The sequence below is a fragment of the Pseudomonas sp. BF-R-26 genome, assembly GCF_019947395.1.
GTDB classification, from domain to species: domain Bacteria; phylum Pseudomonadota; class Gammaproteobacteria; order Pseudomonadales; family Pseudomonadaceae; genus Aquipseudomonas; species Aquipseudomonas farris.
Map to the genome: position 1 here is coordinate 1 of NZ_JAGYGK010000031.1, position 21,654 is coordinate 21,654.

Consider the following 21,654-nt stretch of genomic DNA (forward strand, 5'->3'; position numbering starts at 1 on the left):
GCCAAAACCTCCGCCGCCGAAACCGCCTCCCGAGCCGCCACGGCCTCCGCCGCTTGGCAGAATACCGAACATCTGCCCGACGAAGATCGTCAGGATGAACAGCATCAGCAGCAGCACGAACAACCCCGGATGCCGCCCAACGAAATCACTCTCCTGATCACCGCCCGATTCATACACCGTCGACGGCTCGTCCAGCGGATTGCCGCCCAGCACCACCAGCATCGCCGCAACCCCGTCGCTGATGCCTTTGCTGAAGTTGCCGGCCTTGAAGGCGGGCGTGATCACCTGATTGATAATCACCGAACTCTGCGCATCGGTCAGGCGCCCTTCCAGGCCATAACCGACTTCGATCCGCAGCTTGCGCTCGTCACGCGCGACGATCAGCAGCGCGCCGTTGTTCTTGTCCTTCTGGCCGATGCCCCAGTAGCGTCCCAGCTGATAACCGAAATCCGCGATGTCGGTGCCCTGCAAGTCCGGCAACGTGACCACCACCAACTGCTCGCCGGTGGTTTTTTCGTGGGCGTTGAGCTGTTGCGTCAGTTGCTCGCGCACCGCAGGCTCGATCATCTGGGCGTTGTCCACCACCCGCCCGGTCAATTCCGGGAACTTCAACTCGGCCTGGGCCGTCAGGGCAAACACCCAGAACACCAGCACCAGGCCCACTTTCAACACGCGCATTGGCAACCTCATCCTTGGTGACGCTTCAAGCCCGTTCCGGCGCTTACTGGAACTTCACTTCAGGCGCTTTCTCGGCACCGGGGCTGGTAGCCTCGAAGGTTTCGCGGATTGGCAGATCGCTATACATCACGGTGTGCCACAGGCGACCGGGAAAGGTGCGGATCTCGGTATTGTATTTCTGCACCGCCAGGATGAAGTCGCGACGCGCCACGGCGATGCGGTTCTCGGTGCCTTCAAGTTGCGATTGCAGCGCCAGGAAGTTCTGGTTGGCCTTGAGGTCCGGGTAGCGCTCGGACACCACCATCAACCGACTCAGCGCGCCGGTCAGTTGATTCTGCGCCTGCTCGTACTGTTTGAGTTTTTCCGGATTGTCCAGCGTGCTGGCATCCACCTGAATCGACGTCGCCTTGGCGCGAGCTTCGATCACCGCGGTCAGGGTTTCTTGCTCATGCTGGGCATACCCCTTGACGGTTTCCACCAGGTTGGGAATCAGGTCGGCGCGACGCTGGTACTGGTTCTGCACCTGGCCCCAGGCGCCCTTGGCCTGTTCGTCGAGGGTCGGGATATTGTTGATGCCGCAGCCGGTCAGTAGTGTTGTCAGCCACATCAAGGCTGCAACCTGCAGGCTCGACCGATAATGGTGTCGTACATTCATCTGGTTGATGCTCCCTTGCACATTCCGTTGATGAAACAACCTGCGAACTCTGACCCGACTCTTGGGGCATAATCTGCGCCGCTACTGGATTGCATCGAGCCAATGGGCTAAAAGATGCCCAGCACTGAGACTCTGCAGAAGTGTGCTGCATTTACCTGAACAACAATAGTCGCTCCCCAAATTTTGGCTGACCGGCGTGTATTCACTGCCGTTTAGGCTTTTGAGAAAACAATTCATGAAGAAGCTGTGTTTGCTGGGCCTGTTCGTCAGCCTGGCCAGTCATACCGTATTGGCCGCCACGACGCCCGCACCTATAGAGAACAAGGACGCCTTCATCAGCCACCTGATGAAGCAAATGACCCTCGATGAAAAGATCGGCCAGTTGCGCCTGATCAGCATCGGTCCGGAAATGCCGCGGGAGATGATCCGCAAGGAGATCGCTGCCGGCAATATCGGCGGCACCTTCAACTCGATCACCCGCGCCGAAAACCGTCCGATGCAGGACGCGGCCATGCGCAGCCGGTTGAAGATCCCGATGTTCTTCGCCTATGACGTGATCCACGGCCACCGCACCATTTTCCCGATTCCGCTGGCTTTGGCCTCGAGCTGGGACATGGACGCCATTGGTCGCTCCGGGCGCATCGCAGCCCAGGAAGCGGCGGCTGACAGCCTCGACATCACCTTCGCGCCGATGGTCGATATCTCCCGCGACCCACGCTGGGGTCGCACTTCCGAAGGCTTCGGCGAAGACACCTACCTGGTTTCGCGGATCGCCGGCGTAATGGTCAAGGCCTTCCAGGGCACCGGTGCGAACGCGGCCGACAGCATTATGGCCAGCGTCAAGCATTTTGCCTTGTACGGCGCGGTCGAGGGCGGTCGCGACTACAACGTCGTCGACATGAGCCCGGTCAAGATGTACCAGGACTACCTGCCACCGTACCGCGCGGCGATTGACGCCGGTGCCGGCGGGGTGATGGTTGCGCTGAACTCGATCAACGGCGTGCCGGCCACTGCCAACACCTGGCTGATGAACGATCTGCTGCGCAAGGAATGGGGCTTCAAGGGCCTGGCAGTCAGCGATCACGGGGCAATTTTCGAGCTGATCAAGCACGGCGTCGCCGCTGACGGTCGCGAAGCAGCGAAGCTGGCGATCAAGGCCGGCATCGACATGAGCATGAACGACACCCTCTATGGCAAGGAATTGCCAGTGCTGTTGAAGGCCGGTGAGATCGAACAGAAAGACATCGACAACGCCGTGCGTGAAGTGCTCGCCGCCAAGTACGACATGGGCCTGTTCAAAGACCCGTACCTGCGCATCGGCAAGGCCGAGGATGACCCGGCCGACACCTATGCCGAAAGCCGCCTGCACCGCGCCGAGGCCCGTGATGTCGCGCGCCGCAGCCTGGTGTTGCTGAAGAACCAGGGCGACACCCTGCCGCTGAAGAAAACCGCGAAAATCGCGCTGGTCGGTCCACTGGCCAAGGCGCCGATCGACATGATGGGCAGTTGGGCCGCTGCTGGCCGTCCCGAGCAATCGGTGACTTTGTTCGACGGCATGACCAATGCGCTTGGCGCGCAGTCGACGCTGATCTACGCCCGTGGCGCGAACATCACCAGCGACAAGAAAATCCTCGATTACCTGAACTTCCTCAACTTCGATGCGCCGGAAGTGGTGGATGATCCGCGCTCGGCCAATGTGTTGATCGATGAAGCGGTCAAGGCTGCCAAGCAAGCGGATGTGGTGGTGGCAGCGGTGGGTGAATCCCGTGGCATGTCCCACGAATCGTCGAGCCGCACTGATCTGAACATCCCGGCCGCCCAGCGCGAGCTGATCAAGGCGTTGAAAGCCACCGGCAAACCGTTGGTGCTGGTGTTGATGAATGGCCGCCCGCTGTCGATTCTCGAAGAGAAAGAGCAGGCTGACGCGATTCTGGAAACCTGGTTCAGCGGCACCGAAGGCGGCAACGCCATCGCTGACGTGCTGTTCGGCGACTACAACCCGTCGGGCAAACTGCCGATCACCATCCCGCGTTCGGTGGGTCAGATTCCGACCTACTACAACCACCTGAGCATTGGCCGGCCGTTCACTCCGGGCAAACCGGGCAACTACACCTCGCAGTATTTCGAAGACACCACCGGGCCACTGTTCCCGTTCGGCTTCGGCTTGAGCTACACCCAGTTCAGCCTGACCGACATGGCGCTGTCGTCGACCACACTGAACAAGACCGGCAAGCTCGACGCCAGCGTCGTGGTGAAGAACACCGGCAAGCGTGACGGCGAAACCGTGGTGCAGCTGTACATCCAGGACGTGACCGGTTCGATGATCCGCCCGGTCAAGGAACTGAAGAACTTCCAGAAAGTATTGGTCAAGGCCGGCGAACAGAAAGTCGTGCACTTCACCATCACCGAGGATGACCTGAAGTTCTACAACGCCCAGCTCATGTACGCCGCAGAACCGGGCAAGTTCAACGTGCAGATCGGCCTGGACTCCCAGGACGTGACGCAGCAGAGCTTTGAGTTGCTGTAATTAGTCCTACGCCACAAAAACCTGTGGGAGCGGGCTTGCCCGCGATGAGGCCATAACATTCAACATCTATGTCGAATGTGAGGCAGCCATCGCGGGCAAGCCCGCTCCCACAGTGGTTTAGGGTGTTGCGGAAATTGGGCTCAGCCCCGTCGATCCAGCAGATTCACCACCAGCCGATCCACCCATCCCCATACCCTCTGCTTGACCCGCCGCCACAACGGTCGGCGCTTCCATGCGTCGAGGCTGACTTCCTGGCTCAGGGCAAAATCATTCTCGAAACTCGCCGCCACCGCCCGGGTCAGTCCGGGGTCCAGGGCTTCGAGGTTGGCTTCCAGATTGAAACGCAGATTCCAGTGATCGAAGTTGCACGAGCCGATACTCACCCAGTCATCGATCAACACCATTTTCAGGTGCAGGAAACACGGCTGATACTCGAAGATTTTCACCCCGGACCTGAGCAGACGCGGGTAGTAGCGATGCCCGGCGTAGCGCACCGATGGGTGATCGGTGCGCGGCCCGGTCAGCAGCAGCCGCACATCGACGCCACGAGCTGCCGCCCGGCGCAGTGAGCGGCGGACCTTCCAGGTCGGCAGAAAATACGGCGTGGCCAGCCAGATTCGGCGCTGGCCGCTGTTCAGCGCGCGAACCAGCGATTGCAGAATATCGCGGTGTTGGCGGGCGTCGGCATAGGCGACTCGGCCCATGCCCTCGCCCATGGCCGGCACTCGCGGCAAGCGCGGCAAACCGAAATGCGCAGTGGGTTTCCAGGCGCGCCGATGGCGGTTGGCGATCCATTGGCGATCGAACAGCAACTGCCAGTCGAGCACCAACGGGCCGCCGATTTCCACCATCACTTCGTGCCATTCGCTGGTGTCTTCACCCGGTGTCCAGAACTCATCGGTGACCCCGGTGCCGCCGACCACGGCCAGGCATTGATCCACTAGCAGCAGCTTGCGGTGATCGCGATAAAAGTTGCCCACCCAACGGCGCCAGCTCAGACGATTGTAGAAACGCAACTCGACACCGGCGGCGATCAGGCGCTGACGCAAGGTCAGGGTGAACGCCAGGCTGCCATAGTCATCGAACAGGCAGCGCACCCGCACGCCGCGCTCGGCCGCCTGGACCAGCGCCTGAACCATGGCCTCGGCGCAGGCTCCCGCCTCCACCAGGTACAGTTCCAGTTCGACTTGTTCTTCGGCGCGGGCAATCGCCACCAGCATTCGCGGAAAAAACTGCGGGCCGTCGATCAGCAGCTCAAAGCGGTTGCCGTCGCGCCACGGGAAAATTGCGCCGCGCATCTCAGCGCGCCGTGAAAATCAGCACCGCACCCACCGGCACCGACAGACTGATGGCCGACAAACCGGCAACCTTGCGCAAGCTTTCCAGGCCCGGAGCCAGGCCGAAATCTTCAGCGCTGATCACCAAAGGCTCGAGGGTCACCACTTGAAAGCGCCGGTCATCGAGACGGGTCGCCAACAGTTCGGCGTTGTATTGGTGTTGTTTGCCATGCAGGTTGACGGTCAGCGGCAAGCGCAACTCCAGTTGCGCACCGGGCGCCAGGTCGTTGATCGGCCGCAGATCGATTTGCGTGGTGATCAGCGCTTCGGGAAACGTCTGGATCTCGAACAGTTCGTTGCGCATGCGTTCGTCACGCAGCGGAATGCCGCTGTTGACCGACTCCATTTCAACCTCCACCTGTGCCAGGCCTTTGGGATCGACCTTGCCGTGCAGCACCAGAAAGCGCTGCACTTCGGAGATGTTGGCGTTTTTAGTGCTGATGAACGACAGCCGCGAGGACTCGCCATCCAGATACCAATTGGCCTGGGCCGACACGGTGACACCGGCCAGCAGCAGGAAAGCGAGGGTTTTGCAGACAAAGCGGTTGAACATAGAGACTCATGGGCAGATAAACCTGAGCGAACCTTAACTGGCCGTGGGCACATTGCAAACCGCACAGATCAAAAGATCAAAAGATCGCAGCCTTCGGCAGCTCCTACAGGGTTGCACGCGGTCGATGTAGGGGCTGCCGAAGGCTGCGATCTTTTCAGGGCATCAACCGACAGCCTTGGCGTTCACCAACCCAAACAGCGCTATTACTGCGTCCCATACCACCAACCGTCACACGCTTGTTCGCGGCGTCATCGACGAACCCGTTGGTGGGCAAATACTGCTTCACATAGCTCTGGCAATACTCGGCCGAATTATTCATCACATACCGGCAAGAACAGTATTCCTTGGCGGTGTAGGCGCTGATGATGTCCGGGAAAGCCCATAGCGCCACCCGCTCCTGCCAGATCCAGCCAAGCAAGGCGATCAGCAGCACCAGCAACAGCGTGCTGAATGGCCAACGGCGAATAAAACTGCGGCGGCTCATGGCTGCACCTTCATGGCAAACGCCTTGAGCGCGAGTTTGAGCAATTCGTTGTGCCGATAACTGCCATCGCGATCATCGCCGTAGCGCACGATCACCAGCTTCTCGCTGGGAATCACGTACATCGCCTGACCCCAATGACCCAGCGCGGCGAAGGTATCGGCGGGGGCATCGGGCCAAGGCTGTGTCGCGCCATCCACCGCGCGATTGAGCCACCAGTGAGCGCCGGGCACTGCTTCATCCTGGTTGGCTTGATAGCGGGCGAAAGGCTCACGACTGAAGTCGACCCAATCCTTAGGCAGCAATTGCCGCTCACGCCAACGACCGTCGCGCGCCATCAACAGGCCGACCCGCGCCAGATCCCGGGCGGTGAGGTAGGCATAGGACGATGCGACAAACGTGCCCGTGGCATCCGCTTCCCACACCGCAGTGCGAATTCCCAAGGGTTCGAACAGCGCGGTCCACGGATAATCCGGATAACGGGCCGGGCCGACGATGGTTTTAAGTGCAGCGGACAGCAGATTGCTGTCGCCGCTGGAGTAGCGGAATGCCTGACCGGGTTTGGCGTACTCGTCGTGGTCGGCAGTGAACGCGGCCATGTCGCGGTGACCACGGGTGTAAAGCATGGCCACCACCGAGGACTTCAATGGGGCATATTCGTAGTCTTCCTGCCAGTCCAGACCGGAGGCCCAGTGCAGCAGGTCGGCCATGGTCATGGCGGGGTGTTTTTCCAGTGGTGGATAGAACTTCACCGCCGGGTCCTGCAGTTTGAACAGCCCTTCGCCATAGGCCACCCCGAGCACCGCGGCCATCAGGCTTTTGCTGATGGACCAGGTCAGGTGCGGTGTTTCAGCAGTGGTCGGGCCGGCGTAGCGTTCGTAGACGAGTTGACCGTCGCGGATCACCAGCAAGGCATCGGTGCGAATGCCTTGGTGAGTGGCATCGTCGCGGGGAGGGAAGGCGTAACTCTCCAGGACCTGAAGTGCCGGGCCGGTGACTTTCGAGCCGGGCGACCATTGCTCGGCTGGCCAGTTTTCGGCCTGAGCCAAGAGGCTGAGCAGCAGCATGACAATCAGGGACAAGCCTTTGAACATGAGGGGCGCTCGGAGAGATGAACCTGCAGAGCCTAGTCGAGCTTGATGACAGTTTTGAAATTTGCGTCGCCAATGAGGCCGCCATCGCGGGCAAGCCCGCTCCCACATGATCTGCGTCGTACACAATATTTTGCACACCAGAGATCCTTGTGGGAGCGGGCTTGCCCGCGAAGGGTCCCTCCAACCTTACGACAATCCCGCCAACGCCTTGGCCAACCGCTTCCCCCGCGCCCCTGCCGCCAAATCCATCACGGCCTGATCGCGCTGCCACATCGCCGCCCATTGTGGCGGGCCATCGGCCAGGGCCTGATTCACTTCAGCCTTGAGCCCATCGAACTGCGCAAATAACCCGCCCAGCAATACATGCCCGGCCGGATTGTTCGGCGCCTGGCGGCTGACTTCCGCGCACCCGGCCAGCAGCGCCAGTAAACGCAGTTGCAAGGTTTGCGGCCAGTCGCTGTCTTGGCCCACGCCGTACAGCCAAGCGGTCATGGCGCTCAGCACATAGGTGTCTTCAAGGGTGCGGAACGGTTTGACGTAAGCGTCCCAGCCATCCCCCGCCAGCAATTCACACAACGCGTTGTCGAGAAACAACCGGCCGTGGCCTATGTCTGGCATCAATGGCATCGGCGCGAGTTTTTCCAGACGCACACCCGGTTCGCCGGGGTAAACCACCGCAAGGTTCAAACGCGGCACTTCGCCGGGTTCTTCACTGCGAGCCGCGACCAATAGCCAGTCGGCGGCATCGCCAGCGGTGACGAAATCCTTGCGCCCGCTCAGACGCAAATCGCGCAGCCGGGTCTGCATGTCCGCCACCCGCAAACTGCGCTGTTCGGTCGCGCACAACGCGCCGAGGCTCAGCGGCGCGCTCGGCCAGAGCATGCGCAACGCCGCCTGATAACCCACCAGAAACGCCAGCCCCGGTGTCGCCATCAGCCGTCCGCCGACCACCGCCAATTCAAACGGCGACACCGCGCCCAATTGTTGCAACAAGGTTGCAAAGCCTTCGCCCAGGTCCGGGTTGGTGGGCAGACGATCGCGGCGTTTCAACAGGGTTTGCCAGGGCATAAGAGGCTCCTTGTGGGCTGTCATATAAGCATCACCAAAGCTTCATGGCGATGACACCGGGGCTACATAGCCTGACTTTGCACAACACGGCTGCATAAAGAAAGTCGATCGGCTGCAACCCAAGACGGGTGGCCAGCCCGTACGGAGACTCACAATGACTCAGATCGCCCGCATCAGCGACACCGGCAATGAACGCCGCCTGCAAGCCGAACGCCTGGTGGGCGCCGAGGCGTTGCAGGAAGCCCAGGCCTTGCGCTTCAACGTGTTCAGCGGCGAATTCAACGCCAAGCTGAAAGGCGCGGAGCTGGGTCTGGACATGGATGACTATGATGTTCACTGCGCCCACATCGGCGTGCGTGACTTGAACACCGGGCGCCTGGTGGCGACCACCCGTTTGCTCGACCACACAGCGGCCAGTAGCCTTGGCAAGTTCTACAGCGAAGAAGAATTCAGCCTGCATGGCCTGGTCCATCTGAAAGGCCCGATCCTGGAAATCGGTCGCACCTGCGTCGACCCGGCCTACCGCAACGGCGGCACTATCGCCGTGCTCTGGGGTGAACTGGCCGAAGTGCTGAACCAGGGCGGTTACAGCTATTTGATGGGGTGCGCGAGCATTCCGATGCAGGACGGCGGCATTCAGGCCCACGCGATCATGCAGCGCCTGCGCGAACGCTACCTGTGCACCGAACACCTGCGCGCCGAGCCGAAAAAACCACTGCCGACGCTCGATATTCCGTCCAACGTCATCGCCGAAATGCCGCCGCTGCTCAAGGCCTACATGCGTCTGGGCGCAAAAATCTGCGGCGAGCCGTGCTGGGACGAAGACTTCCAAGTGGCTGACGTGTTCATCCTGCTCAAGCGCGACGAGCTCTGCCCGCGCTACGCCAAGCACTTCAAGGCGGCTGTATGATGAGCCGCTTGCGGGTGTACGCGCGAATTGCGCGAGTGCTTTTAGTGGTGACGTTGGGCTTGAGCATGGCCAGTCTCTTCGGGTTGTTCGAGCGACTGGGGATTGCCCATTCGATGGTCCGTCGCCAGCGTTGGTCGCGGTTTTTCATGGCGCGGCTGAGCAATGCCCTGCCCTTTCGCGTGACCGTGCATGGTGAATTGCCAAAGGCGCCGATGCTCTGGGTCAGCAATCACGTGTCCTGGACTGACATTCCGTTGCTGGGCATGCTCACGCCGCTGTCGTTCCTGTCCAAGGCCGAAGTGCGCACCTGGCCGGTGGCGGGCTGGTTGGCGGCCAAGGCCGGCAGCCTGTTCATTCGCCGTGGTTCAGGCGACAGTCAGTTGATCCGCAAACAAATGACCCGCCATCTGGAGCAGGAACATCCGCTGCTGATGTTCCCGGAAGGCACCACCACTGATGGCCGCTCGCTGCGCACATTTCATGGTCGTTTGCTGTCAGCGGCGATCGATTCCGAAGTGGCGTTGCAACCGGTAGCGATTCGTTATTTGCGCGATGGCGAACTCGATACCCTGGCACCGTTCATTGGCGATGATGATTTGCTGTCGCACCTGATGCGCTTGTTCGCCAATGATCGGGGTGAGGTGGAAATTCATCTGCTCAAGCCGATCGAGTGCCAGGACCGGGAACGTGCGGCGCTGGCGTTCGAAGCGCAGCAGGCGGTGCAGAAGGCGTTGTTTGGGGCGATTCCGGAAATGCAGCAAATCCCTATGCGCCCGGCTATTGCTGCTTAATCACAAATCCCTGTGGGAGCGGGCTTGCCCGCGATGGCGGCTTAACATTCAACGGTAAATGTTGAATGACATACCGCAATCGCGGGCAAGCCCGCTCCCACAGTTATTTATGTAGTTGGATAGTTTTGGGCAAAGTCCTGCAGCTCGGGATAGAACAACCGGAAATCCTCGCTCAACGGTTCGTACAACCGTCGTAACTCCTGCATCGCCTCGGCCAACTCCTCGGGCCGGGTCAACCTGCGCGAAATCCCCCGCAGCACCTGCTCCAGCACCGCGAATTCCCGGTAAGAACCCAACCAGTCATTGGCCACCATGTGCGGCGCAATCATCGCCAGGCGCTCCGGCAACTGCGGCTCGGCGGACAGCACCCGGTAAACGTCCGAAGTGAACTGCGCCAGCGGACGGTCGGCGTACAACTCCCAGTCCCGCGCCAGGCAGTGGTCGAAAAACACATCGAGCACGATCCCGGCGTAACGCCTGCGCGTAAGGGAAAACCGCGACAAGGCGATGTCCACCAGCGGATGGCGGTCGGTAAACACGTCGATGCTGCGGTGCAACTGAATGGCCGCTTCGATCTCCGGATCGAACTGCCCTTGCAGCCGTCCTTTGACGAAATCGCCATACAGACTGCCGAGCATTTGACCGGGGCGCTGGCCACCGAGGTGCAGATGTGCGAGATAGTTCATGCGCGCAGCTTAACACTGCGCCACCAATATCGTTATAACCCGATATACCGATTTACACGGTCATCAGACCAAAATCATATTGGTATATCGCGAAGTACCGATTTAAAGTTCGCCTCATCGCGATATAGCGTTTTACTCATCACGAGCCCAAACCATGACCATCGACCTCGACGAAATAATAAAAGCGCTGGCACACCCAGTACGCCGAGACATCCTCATCTGGCTGAAAGACCCCAAGGTCCAGTTCCCGGAACAGCTCCACAACCATGAGTACGGCATTTGCGCCGGACAGATCGATCAACGCTGCGGCCTGTCGCAGTCGACTGTGTCCGCTCATTTGGCGACCTTGCAACGGGCGGGACTGATCAGCAGCCAGAAAGCCGGTCAATGGCATTTCTTCAAACGCAACGAGGACGTGATTCAGGCGTTCCTCGACGCCATCGACAAGGAGCTCCGCGCTCCGACAAGGAACTGACAATGCCCCTCTCGCTACTCATTCTGGCCTTGAGCGCCTTCGCCATCGGCACCACCGAGTTCGTCATCATGGGCCTGTTGCCCGAGGTGGCGGCCGATCTCGGTGTGTCGATCCCCGGCGCCGGCTGGCTGGTGACCGGTTACGCCCTGGGCGTGGCCATCGGTGCACCGTTCATGGCACTGGCCACCGCCAGACTGCCGCGCAAGGCCGCTTTGGTAGCGTTGATGGGCATCTTCATCATCGGCAATCTGCTCTGCGCCCTGGCCAGTGACTACAACGTTTTGATGTTTGCCCGTGTGGTCACCGCGCTGTGTCATGGCGCCTTCTTCGGCATCGGTTCGGTGGTGGCGGCAGGTCTGGTACCGGCCAACAAACGTGCGTCGGCCGTGGCCCTGATGTTCACCGGCCTGACCCTGGCCAACGTCCTCGGCGTGCCGCTGGGCACCGCGCTCGGTCAGGAAGCCGGCTGGCGTTCAACCTTCTGGGCGGTGACGGTGATCGGTGTGATTGCACTGATCGGCCTGATCCGTTTCCTGCCGGCGAAGCGCGATGAAGAGAAACTCGACATGCGCGCCGAACTGCGCGCCCTCAAAGGCGCCGGCATCTGGCTGTCGTTGAGCATGACTGCGTTGTTCGCTGCCTCGGTCTTCACCTTATTCACCTATGTCGCCCCTCTGTTGGGCGAGGTCACCGGAGTCTCGCCACGCGGCGTGACCTGGACCTTGATGCTCATCGGTCTGGGCCTGACGGTCGGCAACATCATCGGCGGCAAGCTGGCGGACAAAAGCATGGCGGCGACGCTGATCGGTGTGTTCATCACCATGGCGGTCGTGTCCACCGTGCTGACCTGGACCAGCATTGCCGTGATCCCGACCGAAATCACCCTGTTCCTCTGGGCCACCGCGTGCTTCGCCGCCGTGCCCGCCCTGCAAGTGAACGTTGTGACCTACGGCAAGGCGGCACCGAACCTGGTATCGACCCTGAACATCGGCGCTTTCAACGTCGGCAACGCGCTGGGTGCCTGGGTCGGCGGCAGCGTCATCGCCCACGGCTTCGGTCTCACCAGCGTGCCGCTCGCGGCTGCCGCACTGGCAGTACTCGCCCTGCTGGTGACCCTGATTACTTTCCGTCAGAGCGGCGATCCCAAACTGGCCCCTGCTACTTCTAACTGATCTCCAAAAGAGAGCTATTAAATGACGACTATTTTCGATCCGATCAAACTGGGCGACCTCGAGTTGGCCAACCGCATCATCATGGCGCCGCTGACCCGCTGCCGCGCCGACGAAGGCCGTGTGCCGAACGCGCTGATGGCCGAATACTATGTGCAGCGCGCCTCCGCCGGCCTGATCCTCAGCGAAGCGACTTCGGTCACGCCAATCGGCGTGGGCTACCCGGACACTCCCGGTATCTGGTCCAACGACCAGGTGCGCGGCTGGAGCAATGTGACCAAAGCAATCCACGGCGCTGGCGGCAAAATTTTCCTGCAACTGTGGCACGTGGGCCGGATTTCCCACCCCTTGTACCTGAACGGCGAAGCACCGGTCGCGCCGAGCGCCATCCAGCCCAAGGGTCATGTCAGCCTGGTGCGTCCATTGGCCGACTTCCCAACCCCGCGTGCCCTGGAAAGCGCTGAAATCGCCGATATCATCGACGCTTACCGCGTGGGTGCCGAGAACGCCAAGGCTGCCGGTTTCGACGGTGTGGAAATCCACGGCGCCAACGGTTACCTGCTCGACCAGTTCCTGCAAAGCAGCACCAACCAGCGCACCGACAACTATGGCGGTTCCCTGGAAAACCGTGCGCGCCTGTTGCTGGAAGTGACCGATGCCGCCATCGAAATCTGGGGCGCGGGCCGTGTGGGTGTGCACCTGTCACCGCGTGCCGATCTCCATGACATGGGCGACGACAACCTGTCCGAGACCTTCACCTATGTCGCTCGCGAACTGGGCAAACGCGGCATCGCCTTCATCTGCTCGCGCGAGAAAGAAGCCGGCGACAGCCTCGGCCCACAACTGAAAGAAGCCTTCGGCGGCCCGTACATCGCCAACGAACGCTTCACAAAGGACAGCGCCAACGAGTGGCTGGCCAGCGGCAAGGCTGATGCGGTGGCGTTCGGTGTACCGTTCATTGCCAACCCGGATCTGCCGGCACGCTTGAAGGCCGATGCGCCGTTGAACGAGGCGCGTCCGGAACTGTTCTATGCGAAGGGGCCGGTCGGTTACATCGACTACCCAGCGCTGTAAACGTCTGCCGTAAAAATGCAAAAGCCCCGACTCGAAAGAGCCGGGGCTTTTGCGTTGGAAGATCAAAAGATCGCAGCCTTCGGCAGCTCCTACAGATCCTGTCAGCGCTTGCGCTGTCCCCAGGCGACCGCAAGACCACTGAGGCAAATCACCGTGATACCGATCACACCAAAGCTGTCCGGGGTATGGTCGAAGATCAAATACCCGTATATCCCGGCAAATAGAATCTGCCCGTAACTGAACGGTGCCAGCATCGCCGGCGCCGCATGGCGGAAAGCCTGGGTCAGCAACATGTGACCGAGCATGCCGCAAGTGCCCAGCCCAATCATGAACAGGCCATGCAGCAGCGTCGGCGTGCTCCAGAAGAACGGCAACAGTGCAGTCATGATCAGGCTGTTGATAATGCCGGTGAGAAAGTTGCTGGTGGTCGGGCTGTCGATACCGCTGAGCAGGCGGGTGAGCAATTGATAGAAGCCAAAACACAAGGCCGAGCACAGTGGCAACAAGATCGCCGGGGTGAACAGCGCACCGCCGGGCCGCACGACGATCAACACGCCGACAAATCCACCCAGCACCGCCAGCCACTGATTGCGGGTTACCCGCTCATGCAGCAGCGGTACGGACAACGCGGTCACCAATAAAGGAGCAAGAAAGGTGACGGCGGTGGCTTCAGCCAAGGGGATGTAACGCAGGCCGGTAGTGAAAAACAGGCTGGTGCCGATCAGGCACAGAGCGCGTAATAACTGCAAACCCGGACGCTTGGTGCGCACTACCACCGAGAAACCACTGCGTGGCACGAAAATCACCAGCATCAACAAGGTGTGCACCACGTAGCGCGCCCAAACCACCATCACGATCGGATAGAACCCGGACAGGTACTTGGACAACGTGTCGTGACTAGCGAACAACAAAACCGCCAGGCAGATCAGCGCGATACCCTTTATCGGCTGCTCGGCGCCCTTGTAGCCCGGGTTGTTAACATTCATTCACAGACTCGACACAAAATTCCTACAAAATACGTAGCTCGCTACCTATCAACCTGGCAAACGTACGTATATAAAAGCCCCCCATTACAGAAAGGCGAGCGAAGCAGGGACATTTCCCCCGCTTCAAGTCTTGACACAAATGGATCCAATTACGCATTTTGTTTCAATTGCGCAGGCTCGGACTCAAGCGCAGCATATCCAACCCTGTATCGACGCAACGCTCGGCTTCGGTGTGCAGTTGAAAACTGTCGGGAGCCAACAGCCACTGATACAGGGTGCCATCGATATACGCATGCAGGCTGATGGCCGCGCGGGCAGTGTCGAGGTTTTCCGGCAACTGCCCGCGATTCACCGCATTACTCAGGGCTAGAGCGATTCGCACATTGCAATCGAGACTGGCCGTTCGGCGCTGCTGGCGCAGATCGCACATTTCATCGGTGAACTCGCACTTATGAAACAGAATCTCGTTGATGCGTCGGGTTTTCGGGTCCAGGGCAACTTGATGAAACAAATGAATCAGCAGCTTGCGCATGCAGCCCAGCGGATCGAGTTCATCTTCGCTTTCACTGGCCTTGGCCATTTCATCCAGCGGCTCATGCAAGGTATCGAGCATCGCCTGCACCAGATCCGCCTTGTTACTGAAATGCCAGTAGATGGCCCCGCGAGTCACGCCGGCCAGGGTCGCGATATCCGCCAGCGTCGTGCGTGCCACGCCCCGCTCGTAAAAGGCTTTTTCTGCCGCTTCGAGTATCTGGCTTCGGGTTTCTTGAGCTTCCTCTTTGGTACGACGGACCATGGCAGTAAAACCTCAATCAGGGTGCTTCAGCGATGTCTGAATATCAGCTGAATAAAAGTGGGGCGAGCGCTCTTGGGCGTCTCATCAGGCCTACAATTCCAACCTTTGAACGGCTTTTGTAACCGTGTGGGTACACCGCCAAGGCCTTTACAAACAACCATGAACGTAAGTATATTCCTTAGCAAGCTACTTATCCACCCGGCATAATTTTTTAAACCTTCCACATTTCTTGTGCGCAATGTGCGCGCCTGACCCGAGGATCTTCATGCAATTCAAGCCAGCTGTTACCGCTCTGGTTACTGCCGTCGCCCTGGCATCGCTGCTCAGCGGATGTAAAAAGGAAGAGGCGGCACCTGCCGCACCAGCCCCTCAGGTCGGCGTCGTAACCCTGCAACCACAAGCCTTCACCCTGACGTCCGAACTTCCGGGGCGCACCAGTGCGTTCCGCATCGCCGAAGTTCGCCCACAGGTCAACGGCATCATTCTCAAGCGACTGTTCAAGGAAGGCGGCGACGTCAAAGCCGGTCAGCAGCTCTATCAGATCGACCCATCGGTCTATGACGCGACCCTGAAAAGCGCCGAAGCCAACCTGCGTTCGACCAAGTCGATCTCCGACCGCTACAAGCAACTGGTCGACGAACAGGCTGTCAGCCGTCAGGAATACGACACCGCGCTGGCCAACCGCCTGCAATCGGAAGCGTCCTTGCAGACCGCCCAGATCAACGTGCGTTACACCAAGGTTTACGCACCAATCTCTGGTCGCATCGGACGTTCTTCGGTGACCGAAGGCGCGCTGGTCAGCAGCGGCCAGACCGACGCCATGGCCGTCATTCAGCAACTGGACCCGATCTACGTCGACGTCACCCAATCTTCGGTGGAGCTGCTTGAGCTGCGCCGCGAACTGGAAAGCGGTCGTCTGCAAAAGGCTGGCGATAATGCCGCCGCGGTCAAGCTGACCCTGGAAGACGGCAGCCAGTACAAGCTGGACGGCAAGCTTGAGTTCTCCGAAGTTTCGGTTGACCAGACCACCGGCTCCGTGACCCTGCGTGCCGTGTTCCCGAACCCTGATCACACCCTGCTGCCGGGCATGTTCGTTCACGCCCAGTTGCAGGCCGGTGTGGACAGCGCGGCGATTCTGGCTCCGCAACAAGGCGTGACCCGCGACCTCAAAGGCTCTCCGACCGCGCTGGTCGTCGGTCCGGACAACAAGGTCGAACTGCGTCAGCTCAAGGCCAGCCGCACCGTCGGTAACCAATGGCTGATTGAAGACGGTCTGAAGGCAGGCGATCGCGTGATCACCGAAGGGCTGCAATACGTCAGACCTGGCGTCGAAGTGAAAGCCACTGAAGCCACTAACGTTGGCGCAAAGAGCCCGGCCACCGCACAGGCAGCTAATGCTGCTGCCGGCGGCAAAGGGGAGTAAACCATGTCGAAATTTTTTATCGACCGTCCGATTTTCGCTTGGGTAATTGCCCTGGTGATTATGCTGGTCGGGGCTCTATCGATCCTCAAACTGCCGATCAACCAATACCCGAGCATTGCGCCTCCGGCCATTGCCATCTCGGTAACCTACCCAGGCGCGTCTGCACAAACCGTGCAGGACACCGTGGTGCAAGTGATCGAGCAACAGCTCAACGGTATCGATAACCTGCGTTATGTCTCGTCGGAAAGTAACTCCGACGGCAACATGACCATTACCGCGACCTTCGAGCAGGGCACCAACTCCGATACCGCGCAGGTTCAGGTCCAGAACAAGCTGAACCTGGCCACCCCGCTGTTGCCGCAAGAAGTGCAGCAACAGGGCATCCGCGTGACCAAGTCGGTGAAAAACTTCCTGATGGTCATCGGCGTGGTGTCGCGCGACGGCAGCATGACCAAGGACGACCTGTCCAACTACATCGTGTCGAACATGCAGGACCCGATTTCGCGCACGGCCGGTGTCGGTGACTTCCAGGTCTTCGGTGCCCAGTATGCGATGCGGATCTGGCTCGACCCGGCCAAGTTGAACAATTACAACCTGACCCCGGTCGACGTGAAAACCGCCATCGCGGCGCAGAACGTCCAGGTCTCGTCCGGTCAACTCGGCGGCTTGCCTGCCCTGCCCGGCCAGCAACTGAACGCGACGATCATCGGCAAGACCCGTCTGCAAACCGCCGAGCAGTTCAAGGCGATCCTGCTGAAGGTCAACAAGGACGGCTCGCAAGTGCGTGTCGGCGACGTTGCGGAAGTCGGTCTGGGTGGCGAAAACTACTCGATCAGCGCTCAGTTCAACGGCGCCCCGGCCTCCGGTCTGGCGGTGAAACTGGCCAACGGCGCCAACGCCCTCGACACCGCAAAAGCCCTGCGCAATACCATTGATACCCTCAAGCCCTTCTTCCCGGAAGGGATGGAAGTGGTGTTCCCGTACGACACCACCCCGGTGGTGACCGAGTCGATCAAGGGCGTGGTTGAAACCCTGGTCGAAGCGATCGTGCTGGTGTTCCTGGTGATGTTCCTGTTCCTGCAAAACTTCCGCGCCACCGTCATCACCACGATGACCGTGCCGGTGGTATTGCTGGGTACGTTCGGGATCCTCGCGGCGTTCGGTTTCAGCATCAACACCCTGACCATGTTCGGTATGGTGTTGGCCATCGGCTTGCTGGTGGACGATGCCATCGTCGTGGTGGAAAACGTCGAACGGGTCATGAGCGAAGAAGGCCTGTCACCCAAGGAGGCCACCAAGAAATCCATGGGGCAGATCCAGGGTGCCCTGGTCGGTATTGCCCTGGTGCTGTCGGCGGTACTGCTGCCGATGGCGTTCTTCAGTGGCTCCACCGGTGTGATCTACAAACAGTTCTCGATCACCATCGTCTCGGCCATGGCCTTGTCGGTATTGGTGGCGCTGATCTTCACCCCGGCGCTCTGCGCGACCATGCTCAAAGCGATTCCGAAAGGTGAGCACGGCACGCCGAAACGCGGCTTCTTCGGCTGGTTCAACCGCAGCTTCGACCGTGGCGTCAAAAGCTACGAGCGCGGCGTGGGCAACATGCTCGCGCACAAGGCTCCGTACCTGCTGGCGTACCTGATCATCGTGGTTGGCATGATCTGGCTGTTCACCCGTATTCCAACGGCGTTCCTGCCGGAAGAAGACCAGGGTGTACTGTTTGCCCAGGTGCAGACACCGGCCGGTTCCAGCTCCCAGCGTACGCAAGTGGTCGTGGACGAAATGCGCGAATTCCTGCTGCGTCCGAGCAAGGAAGGCGGCGAAGGCGACGCGGTGGCCTCGGTGTTTACTGTGACCGGCTTCAACTTCGCCGGTCGTGGTCAGAGTTCGGGTATGGCGTTCATCATGCTCAAACCATGGGAAGAACGTAACGCAGACAACAGCGTGTTCAAACTCGCGGCCCGTGCCCAACAGCACTTCTTTACCTTCCGCGACGCCATGGTGTTTGCCTTCGCGCCACCGGCGGTACTGGAACTGGGTAACGCCACCGGTTTCGACGTGTTCCTTCAGGACCGCGCCGGTATTGGTCACGAAAAACTGATGGAGGCCCGTAATCAGTTCCTCGGCATGGCGGCGCAAAGCAAGGTCCTGTCGCAAGTGCGTCCCAACGGCCTGAACGACGAGCCGCAATACCAGCTGGAGATCGACGATGAGAAGGCCAGCGCCCTGGGCGTGACCCTCACCGACATCAACAACACCCTGTCGATTGCTTTGGGCAGTAGCTATGTGAACGACTTCATCGACCGCGGTCGCGTGAAGAAGGTCTACATCCAAGGCCTGCCTGGCGCTCGCATGAGCCCCGAAGACTTGAAGAAGTGGTACGTGCGCAACAGCGCCGGCACCATGGTTCCGTTCTCGTCGTTTGCCAAGGGTGAGTGGATCTACGGTTCGCCGAAACTGGCTCGTTACAACGGCGTAGAAGCGATGGAAATCCTCGGTGCCCCGGCGCCAGGTTATTCCACCGGTGAAGCGATGGCCGAAGTCGAAGCCCTGGCCAAGAAACTGCCAGCCGGTGTCGGTATTTCCTGGACCGGTCTGTCGTACGAGGAACGTCTTTCCGGCTCACAAGCGCCAGCGTTGTACGCCTTGTCGCTGCTGATGGTGTTCCTGTGTCTGGCGGCGTTGTATGAAAGCTGGTCGATCCCGATCGCGGTGATGCTGGTGGTGCCGCTGGGGATTATCGGTGCGCTGATGGCGACCAGCCTGCGCGGCCTGTCCAACGACGTGTACTTCCAGGTGGGGCTGTTGACCACGATCGGTCTGGCGGCGAAAAACGCCATTCTGATCGTCGAGTTCGCCAAGGAACTGCATGAGCAAGGACGTAGCCTGCGCGATGCCGCAATCGAAGCCTGCCGGATGCGTCTGCGACCGATCATCATGACCTCGCTCGCGTTCGTGCTCGGAGTGGTTCCACTGGCCATCTCCACGGGCGCAGGTTCGGGTAGCCAGCATGCGATCGGTACCGGGGTGATTGGCGGTATGATCACAGCCACTGTGCTGGCGATCTTCTGGGTCCCATTGTTCTTTGTCACCGTGTCGTCCATGGGTCAGCGCAAAATCGCCGACCAAGATGATGACGCTATTGAACCTTCTAAAGAGGCTGGCTAATGAGCAAGTCGCTACTCTCCATCGCAGTCGCTGCCTTCGTGCTGAGCGGCTGCTCGCTGATACCCGATTATCAGCAGCCTGAAGCACCGGTGGCGGGCCAATACCCGCAAGGCCCGGCGTATTCGCCGGCCCAGGCGCCTAACCAGGCCGCCGCCGAACAGGGCTGGAAGCAGTTTTTCCACGACCCGGCGCTGCAACAGCTGATTCAGACCGCGCTGGAGAACAACCGTGACCTGCGCGTCGCGGCGCTGAACATCGACGCTTATGCGGCTCAATACCGCATCCAGCGTGCCGATCTGTTCCCGGCCGTTTCGGCCACCGGCAGCGGCAGCCGTCAGCGAGTTCCGGCACGGGCCTCGCAAACCGGTGAAACGGCCATCAGCAGTTCCTACTCGGCTACTGTTGGCATCAGCGCTTATGAACTCGACCTGTTCGGTCGGGTTCGCAGCCTGAGCGAAGAAGCTCTGCAGAAATACTTCGCCACTGAAGAAGCGCGCCGCAGCACGCAAATCAGCCTGGTGGCCAGTGTGGCCAATGCCTATCTGACCTGGCAGGCTGACAAAGAGCTGCTGAAACTGACCCAGGAAACCCTCGGTGCCTACGAGGAGAGCTTCAAGCTCACCTCGCGCAGCAACGAAGTGGGTGTAGCCTCGGCGCTGGATCTGGCTCAGTCGCGTACCTCGGTGGAAAACGCCCGTGCGCAACAGGCCAAATACACCCGTCAGGTCGCTCAGGATGAAAACAGCCTGGTGCTGCTGCTCGGCACCGGTATCCCGGCCAATCTTCAAGCGGCCAAGCCACTGTCGGATGACGTGCTGAGCGAAGTACCGGCCGGCTTGCCGTCGGACTTGCTGCAACGTCGTCCGGACATCCTTCAAGCCGAGTACAACCTCAAGGCTGCCAACGCCAACATCGGCGCTGCACGGGCTGCGTTCTTCCCGAGCATCAGCCTGACCGCCAATGCCGGCTCCCTGAGCCCGGACCTGTCCGGTCTGTTCAAGGGCGGTTCGGGCACCTGGTTGTTCCAGCCGCAGATCAACCTGCCGATCTTCAACGCCGGCAGCCTGCGCGCCAGCCTGGATTACTCCAAGATCCAGAAAGACATCGGCGTGGCGAACTACGAGAAGTCCATTCAAACGGCCTTCCAGGAAGTCGCCGATGGCCTGGCCGCACGCCAGACCTACACCGAGCAGTTGCAGGCTCAGCGTGACTTCGTCAGCGCCAACCAGGATTACTACCGTCTGGCCGAGCGTCGCTACCGTATCGGTGTCGACAGCAACCTGACCTTCCTCGATGCCCAGCGTCAGTTGTTCAGTGCCCAACAAGCGCTGATCACCGACCGTCTGGCGCAACTGGTCAGCGCGGTCAATCTGTACAAGGCGTTGGGTGGTGGCTGGAATGAACAGACGGCGAAGAACGAGCCGTTGAAAGAAGAAGCGCCGAAGATGAAGTTGTTCTGATAGCGCGGTAAACATGAAGCCCACCGATTGGTGGGCTTTTTGTTGGCCATAGGAAAAGTTGTATTGGCCATGCCGGCCCCATCGCGGGCAAGCCCGCTCCCACAGGTTCAGCGGGGCTCACAGAGTTTGTGTTCGATATGGACACAAACTCCTACAGGCTCAGCGGGGGCCACAGAATCTGGGTTCGACACGGACACTGTAGGGCCCATTCCTACAGGCTCAGCGGGGCTCACAGAATCTGGGTTCGACACGGACACTGTGGGAGCGGGCTTGCCCGCGATGGGGCCGACCCCGACACCACAAAGTACGGATCAATCTTACGT

19 protein-coding genes are annotated in these 21,654 nt (G+C 60.2%); 9 read left to right on the forward strand and 10 right to left on the reverse strand.

Annotated elements, in window-relative coordinates; all coding sequences use genetic code 11:
* A partial coding sequence (locus KGB18_RS29375) for a TPM domain-containing protein (protein ID WP_223570941.1) occupies positions 1-678 on the reverse strand: 678 nt, incomplete at its 3' end.
* Positions 679-721: 43 nt separating this feature from the next.
* The gene (locus KGB18_RS29380; RefSeq protein ID WP_123719738.1) at positions 722-1,333 is read right to left on the reverse strand and encodes a LemA family protein; all 612 of its coding nucleotides are present in this window, start codon (positions 1,331-1,333) and stop codon (positions 722-724) included.
* Between the two features lie 235 nt (positions 1,334-1,568).
* On the opposite strand from KGB18_RS29380, the gene bglX reads away from it, so the two are divergent.
* On the forward strand, positions 1,569-3,860 hold the full coding sequence (bglX, locus tag KGB18_RS29385; RefSeq protein WP_223570942.1) for a beta-glucosidase BglX: 2,292 nt from the start codon (positions 1,569-1,571) through the stop codon (positions 3,858-3,860).
* 140 nt (positions 3,861-4,000) lie between these two features.
* Here the strand turns inward: bglX and KGB18_RS29390 are convergent, their stop codons facing one another.
* The 5 genes from KGB18_RS29390 to KGB18_RS29410 all read right to left on the reverse strand — a co-directional run bounded on the left by KGB18_RS29390 (position 4,001) and on the right by KGB18_RS29410 (position 8,393).
* Complete coding sequence (locus KGB18_RS29390; RefSeq protein WP_223570943.1) at positions 4,001-5,158, reverse strand: phospholipase D-like domain-containing protein; 1,158 nt, start codon at positions 5,156-5,158, stop codon at positions 4,001-4,003.
* 1 nt (position 5,159) lies between these two features.
* Entirely contained in the window at positions 5,160-5,750 is a 591-nt protein-coding gene (locus KGB18_RS29395) for a YceI family protein (RefSeq protein WP_123719741.1), read from the reverse strand.
* 154 nt (positions 5,751-5,904) lie between these two features.
* A complete protein-coding gene (locus tag KGB18_RS29400) occupies positions 5,905-6,234 on the reverse strand; it encodes an amidase (protein ID WP_223570944.1) in 330 nt (109 codons plus the stop codon).
* A complete protein-coding gene (locus tag KGB18_RS29405; RefSeq protein WP_223570945.1) occupies positions 6,231-7,325 on the reverse strand; it encodes a serine hydrolase domain-containing protein in 1,095 nt (364 codons plus the stop codon). Before KGB18_RS29405 ends, KGB18_RS29400 begins: the two co-directional genes overlap by 4 nt.
* A 186-nt stretch (positions 7,326-7,511) precedes the next feature.
* Positions 7,512-8,393, reverse strand: coding sequence for an acyl-CoA dehydrogenase family protein (locus tag KGB18_RS29410; RefSeq protein ID WP_223570946.1), 882 nt, complete (start codon positions 8,391-8,393; stop codon positions 7,512-7,514).
* A 154-nt stretch (positions 8,394-8,547) separates the two neighbouring features.
* Here KGB18_RS29410 and olsB point away from each other — a divergent pair, with 154 nt between their 5' ends.
* Entirely contained in the window at positions 8,548-9,303 is a 756-nt protein-coding gene (gene olsB / locus KGB18_RS29415) for an L-ornithine N(alpha)-acyltransferase (RefSeq protein WP_007903792.1), read from the forward strand.
* Positions 9,303-10,094, forward strand: coding sequence for a lysophospholipid acyltransferase family protein (locus KGB18_RS29420; protein WP_123719745.1), 792 nt, complete (start codon positions 9,303-9,305; stop codon positions 10,092-10,094). The genes olsB and KGB18_RS29420 overlap by 1 nt, the downstream gene beginning before the upstream one ends.
* 107 nt (positions 10,095-10,201) lie before the next feature.
* Here the strand turns inward: KGB18_RS29420 and KGB18_RS29425 are convergent, their stop codons facing one another.
* Positions 10,202-10,780: an ACP phosphodiesterase gene (locus KGB18_RS29425; RefSeq protein ID WP_123719746.1), complete on the reverse strand. Its 579-nt coding sequence runs from the start codon at positions 10,778-10,780 to the stop codon at positions 10,202-10,204.
* 154 nt (positions 10,781-10,934) lie between these two features.
* On the opposite strand from KGB18_RS29425, the gene KGB18_RS29430 reads away from it, so the two are divergent.
* From KGB18_RS29430 to KGB18_RS29440, 3 genes are read left to right on the forward strand one after another with little or no spacing between them, the layout of a single operon-like run.
* Entirely contained in the window at positions 10,935-11,255 is a 321-nt protein-coding gene (locus KGB18_RS29430) for an ArsR/SmtB family transcription factor (RefSeq protein WP_007903797.1), read from the forward strand.
* A gap of 2 nt (positions 11,256-11,257) precedes the next feature.
* The gene (locus KGB18_RS29435) at positions 11,258-12,427 is read left to right on the forward strand and encodes an MFS transporter (RefSeq protein WP_052966918.1); all 1,170 of its coding nucleotides are present in this window, start codon (positions 11,258-11,260) and stop codon (positions 12,425-12,427) included.
* Positions 12,428-12,448: 21 nt separating this feature from the next.
* Positions 12,449-13,498, forward strand: a complete 1,050-nt coding sequence (locus KGB18_RS29440; RefSeq protein WP_123719747.1) for an alkene reductase — start codon at positions 12,449-12,451, stop codon at positions 13,496-13,498.
* A 101-nt stretch (positions 13,499-13,599) separates the two neighbouring features.
* Here the strand turns inward: KGB18_RS29440 and KGB18_RS29445 are convergent, their stop codons facing one another.
* Complete coding sequence (locus tag KGB18_RS29445) at positions 13,600-14,484, reverse strand: DMT family transporter (RefSeq protein WP_201059822.1); 885 nt, start codon at positions 14,482-14,484, stop codon at positions 13,600-13,602.
* 163 nt (positions 14,485-14,647) lie between these two features.
* A complete protein-coding gene (gene emhR / locus KGB18_RS29450; RefSeq protein WP_123719749.1) occupies positions 14,648-15,280 on the reverse strand; it encodes an efflux system transcriptional repressor EmhR in 633 nt (210 codons plus the stop codon).
* 265 nt (positions 15,281-15,545) lie between these two features.
* On the opposite strand from emhR, the gene emhA reads away from it, so the two are divergent.
* The 3 genes from emhA to emhC are packed head-to-tail and all read left to right on the forward strand — an operon-like array spanning position 15,546 to position 21,331.
* Positions 15,546-16,703, forward strand: coding sequence for an efflux RND transporter periplasmic adaptor subunit EmhA (emhA, locus tag KGB18_RS29455; protein ID WP_123719750.1), 1,158 nt, complete (start codon positions 15,546-15,548; stop codon positions 16,701-16,703).
* A gap of 3 nt (positions 16,704-16,706) precedes the next feature.
* The gene (gene emhB / locus KGB18_RS29460) at positions 16,707-19,871 is read left to right on the forward strand and encodes an efflux RND transporter permease subunit EmhB (RefSeq protein WP_123719751.1); all 3,165 of its coding nucleotides are present in this window, start codon (positions 16,707-16,709) and stop codon (positions 19,869-19,871) included.
* Positions 19,871-21,331, forward strand: a complete 1,461-nt coding sequence (emhC, locus tag KGB18_RS29465; protein ID WP_223570947.1) for an efflux RND transporter outer membrane subunit EmhC — start codon at positions 19,871-19,873, stop codon at positions 21,329-21,331. The genes emhB and emhC overlap by 1 nt, the downstream gene beginning before the upstream one ends.
* Positions 21,332-21,654: the final 323 nt, after the last annotated feature.

What these genes read in the sequence shown, in the direction of transcription:
- KGB18_RS29440 (WP_123719747.1), top strand. Translation starts at nt 12,449, where the DNA reads ATGACGACTATTTTCGATCCGATCAAACTGGGCGACCTCGAGTTGGCC.
- olsB (WP_007903792.1), top strand. Translation starts at nt 8,548, where the DNA reads ATGACTCAGATCGCCCGCATCAGCGACACCGGCAATGAACGCCGCCTG.
- KGB18_RS29430 (WP_007903797.1), top strand. Translation starts at nt 10,935, where the DNA reads ATGACCATCGACCTCGACGAAATAATAAAAGCGCTGGCACACCCAGTA.
- KGB18_RS29425 (WP_123719746.1), bottom strand. Translation starts at nt 10,780, where the DNA reads ATGAACTATCTCGCACATCTGCACCTCGGTGGCCAGCGCCCCGGTCAA.
- KGB18_RS29435 (WP_052966918.1), top strand. Translation starts at nt 11,258, where the DNA reads ATGCCCCTCTCGCTACTCATTCTGGCCTTGAGCGCCTTCGCCATCGGC.
- emhA (WP_123719750.1), top strand. Translation starts at nt 15,546, where the DNA reads ATGCAATTCAAGCCAGCTGTTACCGCTCTGGTTACTGCCGTCGCCCTG.
- KGB18_RS29410 (WP_223570946.1), bottom strand. Translation starts at nt 8,393, where the DNA reads ATGCCCTGGCAAACCCTGTTGAAACGCCGCGATCGTCTGCCCACCAAC.
- KGB18_RS29395 (WP_123719741.1), bottom strand. Translation starts at nt 5,750, where the DNA reads ATGTTCAACCGCTTTGTCTGCAAAACCCTCGCTTTCCTGCTGCTGGCC.
- bglX (WP_223570942.1), top strand. Translation starts at nt 1,569, where the DNA reads ATGAAGAAGCTGTGTTTGCTGGGCCTGTTCGTCAGCCTGGCCAGTCAT.
- KGB18_RS29405 (WP_223570945.1), bottom strand. Translation starts at nt 7,325, where the DNA reads ATGTTCAAAGGCTTGTCCCTGATTGTCATGCTGCTGCTCAGCCTCTTG.
- emhR (WP_123719749.1), bottom strand. Translation starts at nt 15,280, where the DNA reads ATGGTCCGTCGTACCAAAGAGGAAGCTCAAGAAACCCGAAGCCAGATA.
- KGB18_RS29445 (WP_201059822.1), bottom strand. Translation starts at nt 14,484, where the DNA reads ATGAATGTTAACAACCCGGGCTACAAGGGCGCCGAGCAGCCGATAAAG.
- KGB18_RS29380 (WP_123719738.1), bottom strand. Translation starts at nt 1,333, where the DNA reads ATGAATGTACGACACCATTATCGGTCGAGCCTGCAGGTTGCAGCCTTG.
- KGB18_RS29400 (WP_223570944.1), bottom strand. Translation starts at nt 6,234, where the DNA reads ATGAGCCGCCGCAGTTTTATTCGCCGTTGGCCATTCAGCACGCTGTTG.
- KGB18_RS29420 (WP_123719745.1), top strand. Translation starts at nt 9,303, where the DNA reads ATGAGCCGCTTGCGGGTGTACGCGCGAATTGCGCGAGTGCTTTTAGTG.
- KGB18_RS29390 (WP_223570943.1), bottom strand. Translation starts at nt 5,158, where the DNA reads ATGCGCGGCGCAATTTTCCCGTGGCGCGACGGCAACCGCTTTGAGCTG.
- emhC (WP_223570947.1), top strand. Translation starts at nt 19,871, where the DNA reads ATGAGCAAGTCGCTACTCTCCATCGCAGTCGCTGCCTTCGTGCTGAGC.
- emhB (WP_123719751.1), top strand. Translation starts at nt 16,707, where the DNA reads ATGTCGAAATTTTTTATCGACCGTCCGATTTTCGCTTGGGTAATTGCC.